A 5,387-nucleotide genomic window follows, 5' to 3' on the forward strand; every position below is an offset into this window, starting at 1 on the left:
TGCCAGACAATTCGAAATAATTTCTTTAATTTGTACTCGTGTGAGATCCATACTGTTTTACTGTTTTATTTTATTTTTTCAAAGATAATAGTCTTGGGTCTTACACACTTTTTTGGGACAGTATCATATTGGCAAGAAAAATAGAGTTTTATTCGCAAACTAAAAGAGATAAGGTAAGTAGGCAAAAGGCTGTAAAGAATAAGTTTTATTGCAAAAGGCCTCAACTTCTTCGTAATAAGAGTGTTTTGATAGTTGACGATGTGCTTACTTCGGGTGCCACTTTGGCTGAAGTTGCCTCAGTTATATCGAGAGCGGGTGCCAATCATATAAAAGCCTTTACTGCTGCTGTGGCAAAATAATTTCTTTTTTACTTGCAGATATCACTTTATTCACTATCTTTGCACTCGTTATTGAGAGCGGGATGTAGCTCAGTCCGGTTAGAGTACTCGTCTGGGGGGCGAGTGGTCGCTGGTTCGAATCCAGTCATCCCGACACTTTGTGTAGTCTGTCAACTGCTATTGGTTGGCAGACTTTTTTGTTTCAACCTATATAGATAGAGATAAAAAGAAGACCTTTGGAGAGCTGTTTTTATCAGCACCATCCGAAGGTCTTCTGAATTATAGACTTTTCGATCCTTAAAATCTTACACCGAATTTAATGTTTGGTACAAAAGTCGCAATACTTGTTCCCTTATCCGGCTGGCCGGGATTTAGCCTGCTGAAGAATGTATTGCTTCCAAGCTGTAAGCCAATACCCATCATTAAATCTCCAAACCATGCATTGGTATCGATACCTATTGTTATATTCATACCATGCAGTGTAGAATGTCCTGCATAAGGGTTTTTGCCCAAGCCCTTGGCGGAACGATGAAAATAGCAATATCCAATTTCAACATTTCCTTGAGCCTCCAACCGAAGAAGTCTGGATTTGAAGAATGTCGCTACATATCCGGAGGCATATGATATATTCATCATTTTAGCTTGTCCGTATGCATTGGTTAGCGGGTCTACCACTGAGCTAAGTTCTGACATCGAGAATTTGATCCCATTCAGTAAATTGGATTCTGCCGCTCGGTAGTAGAAAGCAAAATCAGCATTAGAGTAGTTTTTTGTTTCAAAGCCCGGAAGAAGAGCCGCATTTGAAGTAAATGTTCGACTTAACCCTCCGCCCATTTGAAATATGAAACTCGGGTTTTCCTTTGTCTGTTGTTGACCAAAAAGGGTGCTACTACACAAAAAGAATAACAGCAATGATGTACTAATTAGACTAATTTTCTTCATAATATTAATGTATGTTAAATGTTGGTTTGCTTTTAATATCTTAAGCAGTAGTTCTCTTTTAATATTTATTATTCAATAATTAATGTACAAATATAGTTTATTCTGCTTGTAATCTACTTTTTATGTGAAATAATATAAAAACATTGTGTGGTAATAATAGTGTAAGTTATTTATTATTAGTCAATTGTATGTAAAGTGATTTGCCACTTCATGCAAATCGTTTATCTTTGCGGTTTGAATTTCCAATAGTGGTAATTCATTAAATTGTAACCCTATGCGTAGAAAAGGTAGAAAAGACTATATGCTTAGATTCTGGCTGTTGCTGTTACTGGTTTTTGCCGGTACGGTTGGGCTTTATTTTTTGCCGGAGAAGATAGATACCTTTGAAATCAAGAAAGTTGATATGTTGTCTGATCTTCGGATAGGGGATACTGTGTCGATAGATTTGGATTCGATGGGGAATGCTGCTGATAATTTTATTGCTCAGCGTGCCAAAAAGATAAAGCAACTTTCTCCTACCGATAGTGTTCTTCAAGAGGAGGTTGAGGTCGCTAAGAGAGATTCTATTTATAATAAAGTGAAGGAGACTCGTACAGATAGTTCTACTCAGCCTTTTGAAGATTTTAGCTCTTCCCATAGAGGGTTGGGGCGTTTCTTTGGTGCTCTTAAACGATCAAAAAGTCTCAATCGACCTGTTAGGATTGCGGTCTTAGGTGATTCTTTTATCGAAGGAGATATATTTACATGTGACCTTCGCAAATCATTGCAGTCTATCTATGGAGGTGGTGGTGTAGGATGGGTCCCTATCACAAGTGAAGTGGCCGGTTTCAGACGTACGGTTAAGCATACCTTCTCCGGATGGAATACTCATAACATGCTTCATCAAAGAGGGCGTTATACAGCTTCGGGATATTATTTTACTCCCAAAGAACATAATGCCACTGTTCGCTATCTGTTACCGGGCGACTCTTCAAAGATCAATACAGCATCACTTGTATCTATTTATTATACAGCAGACAAAAATGTTCCGGCCAAATTGTCAATCAATGGGGCTTCAGAAGAGATAGAACTGCCTGTATCTTCTTCGGTCAACGATTATAAGTGGAATGGATCGAAATGTAAATCAGCCAAGCTTACTATCTACCAGCCGGAAGGAGTCTCTCTTCTTGGTATGAGTCTTGAACAACAGCATGGTGTTACGGTTGATAACTTTTCATTAAGAGGTAACAGTGGACTTATCTTGTCTAAACTCGATTTGGACTATTCTAAGCGATTGAATACTTTGCGGCCATATGATTTGGTCATTCTACAATATGGATTGAATGTAGCTAATGCCAAGCAGTCGGACTATAGCTCCTACGTCAAGCAAATGTCAAAGGTAATAGCTCATGTCAAGGCCTGTTTCCCTTCAGCCGATATACTGATTATGGGTGTCTCTGACCGTGGTGTCAAGACCGCTGAAGGATTTGAAACTATGAAGACAATCTATAACTTTATCTCAGCTCAGCAGCGTATAGCCAGAGATAATGGGCTTGTCTTTTGGAATACCTTCCTCGCCATGGGGGGAAGTGGAAGTATGGCGCGATTAGTAATGCAGGGCAAAGCCGCCAAGGATTATACTCATGTGGGTTTTCCGGGAGGAAGGATTGTTGCCAATGCATTTATGAAAGCGTTTAATTTCGAAAAAGCATATTATGATGCGATTTAAGAAAACGATTGTTGTGGGTACTTTAGTTGTGATTATTGGAGTATCCTGTTTTTCTAAACTATCTGCTGAGTCTTCAAAAAAGACCATTCAAACAAATTTATCTACTAAAACATCCAATCCTATAATGGAGCCAAAAGGAGAAGGCTTCGTTATCTTACACTTGGGAGATAGCCATATTCAAGCCGGACATCTCTCAGGATTGATCAGACAAAAGCTCCAGAGCCAATATGGATCTTTGGGGCGAGGGTGGGTCAGCCCATATCGTGTGTATGGAAGTAACCAGCCTTGTGACTATAATTTGCAGGTTAGCAATCCACGTAATTGGACAAGCTATATGCTAACCAAAAAGGAGTCTACAGAGATTGTCGGTCCCGGTGGCATCATTGTAAAGCCTCGAATGAAGAACTATACAATGAGTATTACGGCCAAAGGAAACGAATCGTTTGATCAAGTCTTGGTTTATCGTACCGGTGCAGCACCCCATTTGATCCCTCAAGGTCTTTCCAAAAATGATTATGTCTTGAAACCTTCTCTGTCAGATGATGTTATAGTAGCAGATACTGTGAGGTTTGACAACCTTAGAACTTCGGTTACATTTGCTCCGGATTCAGCAGTTGCTCCATCTTCAGCAGTGGGCTTTGGTGGATTTGTGTTGGAGAATACACATCGAAAAAAAGGTATCATGTATCATGAGATTGGTCTCAATGGTGCATTTATGAGTCAATATCTAAATGAGCAATTTGTTCATTCTATGGCAATGCTTCACCCTCAAATGGTTATCGTTTCGCTTGGTTCGAACGAATCGAGTGGTCGTGCGATCAATCGTGATAGCTATTACAATACAATTGATACCTTTTATAAGATGATCAAACATGAGATGCCCGATGCTCAAATAATATTTACAACACCTCCTCCATACTTTAAATCAAAAAGTGTAAGGGTAGGAACAAGGAAGGTAAGAGGAAGAAAGACCAAGAGTGGTCGTCGTCGGACTCGTCGTGTTCCTGTGTACAAAAGATCTTCGTCTGTCAATAGCAATGTCGTCGATGCAGCGGATGTTATTGCTCAATATTGTAAGGAGCACAATTTGGTTTGTGTCAATTTGTTTGATTTGATGGGGGGAGAAGAGGGTGGATCCGAGTGGCTTAGTGACGGTCTGTATGCAAGAGATAAGATCCATTTTAGTGTGGAGGGATATAAGAAACAGGGAAATTTGATATTGGGCGAGTTGGAAAAGCCTGTGGCCAGAGCCTACAAAGACTTTACCGATCCTAATGCCAATCTTCAAGCAAATAGGATTACTGTCTCTAAGAATACTTCTGATAAGATGTAGATCGAATAATAATTGAGTGGAAAAAGAGGTTGCGATGATGATTTGCAACCTCTTTTTGCGTTATTACCGTAGGTGTACATTATAAAAATAAGATCTGATACTTTTCGTTTCTTTTATGTATTCGGCCTCCGCCATGTTCATAAGTATGTACCCTTTATATTTTTGCTCAGCTCTTTGTTTATGATCATTCTGGCAACTATCCTCATAAAAGAGTTGATATAATATACATCTCACGGGAAGAAATGAAATTATCTCCATATCATCCAATTATAGATGGATGCCAACCAATTGGTTAAATATGACTTTGGGGGCTTACGGATATCATATGCATGGGTATTCAGATGCTTATGACAAGCCGATGGATAATAGAGGACGTAGTTTCTTGGTTTATGGAGTAGGGACAACCTATTTAAATAAACAAAGAACATGGAGCGCAGAGATTAGTACGCAATACCAAAGCAAAGAGTCATATGCTCTACATACAACAACTCCTCGTTTTTATTTACATGCCGGGATTAAATATGTTGCCCTTAAAGGTAAATTAAATCTGAGTGTTCAAGTTCAGAATTTATTGCACAACGATGTTGGCTATACTCAAATGACGCCACAAGGTTATTCTTTGCATCAAACAGATTATGTGTATCGGACTCTAAAACTCTCTGTAACCTATAATTTCGGAGGAAGCATAAAGAAAAACGTTTTCCCGGCTTCGAATGTTCTTTACAATCGTTTAGGCGAATAAGATTTATATATTGAATAAAACATGTAATGTGGATCTGATGTCTAATGACAACTCGACATTATGAACTGCATTACAATTTTGGATTGCGTCAGACTTCGTATGAGGAAAATGGATGTGTGGAAGTCTCTTCTCATCTCTCGGTAGATGTTCTTGTGCAAAACATCAAGAAGAATAATAGTGCTATGTAATCGGATCGGATTGATACTGTCCCAAAAAAGTGTGTAAGACCCAAGACTATTATCTTTGAAAAAATAAAATAAAACAGTAAAACAGTATGGATCTCACACGAGTACAAATTAAAGAAATTATTTCGAATTGTCTGGC

General features: G+C 38.7%; 6 protein-coding genes and 1 tRNA gene. 6 read left to right on the forward strand and 1 reads right to left on the reverse strand.

Annotated features, from left to right (window positions below):
• Positions 1-128: 128 nt before the first annotated feature.
• Together ACFO3G_RS04045 and ACFO3G_RS04050 are read left to right on the forward strand one after the other, a co-directional pair.
• The gene (locus tag ACFO3G_RS04045; RefSeq protein WP_380078223.1) at positions 129-359 is read left to right on the forward strand and encodes a ComF family protein; all 231 of its coding nucleotides are present in this window, start codon (positions 129-131) and stop codon (positions 357-359) included.
• A 58-nt stretch (positions 360-417) separates the two neighbouring features.
• A tRNA-Pro gene (locus ACFO3G_RS04050) sits at positions 418-492 on the forward strand.
• Positions 493-635: 143 nt separating this feature from the next.
• Here the strand turns inward: ACFO3G_RS04050 and ACFO3G_RS04055 are convergent.
• Positions 636-1,280, reverse strand: coding sequence for a hypothetical protein (locus ACFO3G_RS04055; RefSeq protein ID WP_380078225.1), 645 nt, complete (start codon positions 1,278-1,280; stop codon positions 636-638).
• A 274-nt stretch (positions 1,281-1,554) separates the two neighbouring features.
• On the opposite strand from ACFO3G_RS04055, the gene ACFO3G_RS04060 reads away from it, so the two are divergent.
• The 4 genes from ACFO3G_RS04060 to ACFO3G_RS04075 all read left to right on the forward strand — a co-directional run bounded on the left by ACFO3G_RS04060 (position 1,555) and on the right by ACFO3G_RS04075 (position 5,251).
• Positions 1,555-2,988 carry an SGNH/GDSL hydrolase family protein gene (locus tag ACFO3G_RS04060; protein WP_380078227.1) on the forward strand — a complete coding sequence of 478 codons (1,434 nt, stop codon included), beginning with the start codon at positions 1,555-1,557 and terminating at the stop codon, positions 2,986-2,988.
• The gene (locus ACFO3G_RS04065; protein WP_380078229.1) at positions 2,975-4,321 is read left to right on the forward strand and encodes a GDSL-type esterase/lipase family protein; all 1,347 of its coding nucleotides are present in this window, start codon (positions 2,975-2,977) and stop codon (positions 4,319-4,321) included. Before ACFO3G_RS04060 ends, ACFO3G_RS04065 begins: the two co-directional genes overlap by 14 nt.
• A gap of 247 nt (positions 4,322-4,568) precedes the next feature.
• Positions 4,569-5,063: an outer membrane beta-barrel protein gene (locus ACFO3G_RS04070; protein WP_380078233.1), complete on the forward strand. Its 495-nt coding sequence runs from the start codon at positions 4,569-4,571 to the stop codon at positions 5,061-5,063.
• A 44-nt stretch (positions 5,064-5,107) separates the two neighbouring features.
• Positions 5,108-5,251, forward strand: a complete 144-nt coding sequence (locus ACFO3G_RS04075; protein WP_380078231.1) for a hypothetical protein — start codon at positions 5,108-5,110, stop codon at positions 5,249-5,251.
• Positions 5,252-5,387 lie beyond the last annotated feature (136 nt).

The organism is Falsiporphyromonas endometrii (assembly GCF_042654485.1).
In the GTDB taxonomy this organism is placed as follows: Bacteria; Bacteroidota; Bacteroidia; order Bacteroidales; family Porphyromonadaceae; genus Porphyromonas; species Porphyromonas endometrii.

Bases quoted from the DNA above. Each gene is read 5' to 3' on its own strand.
- ACFO3G_RS04055 (WP_380078225.1), bottom strand. From the start codon at position 1,280: ATGAAGAAAATTAGTCTAATTAGTACATCATTGCTGTTATTCTTTTTG.
- ACFO3G_RS04060 (WP_380078227.1), top strand. From the start codon at position 1,555: ATGCGTAGAAAAGGTAGAAAAGACTATATGCTTAGATTCTGGCTGTTG.
- ACFO3G_RS04065 (WP_380078229.1), top strand. From the start codon at position 2,975: ATGATGCGATTTAAGAAAACGATTGTTGTGGGTACTTTAGTTGTGATT.
- ACFO3G_RS04075 (WP_380078231.1), top strand. From the start codon at position 5,108: ATGACAACTCGACATTATGAACTGCATTACAATTTTGGATTGCGTCAG.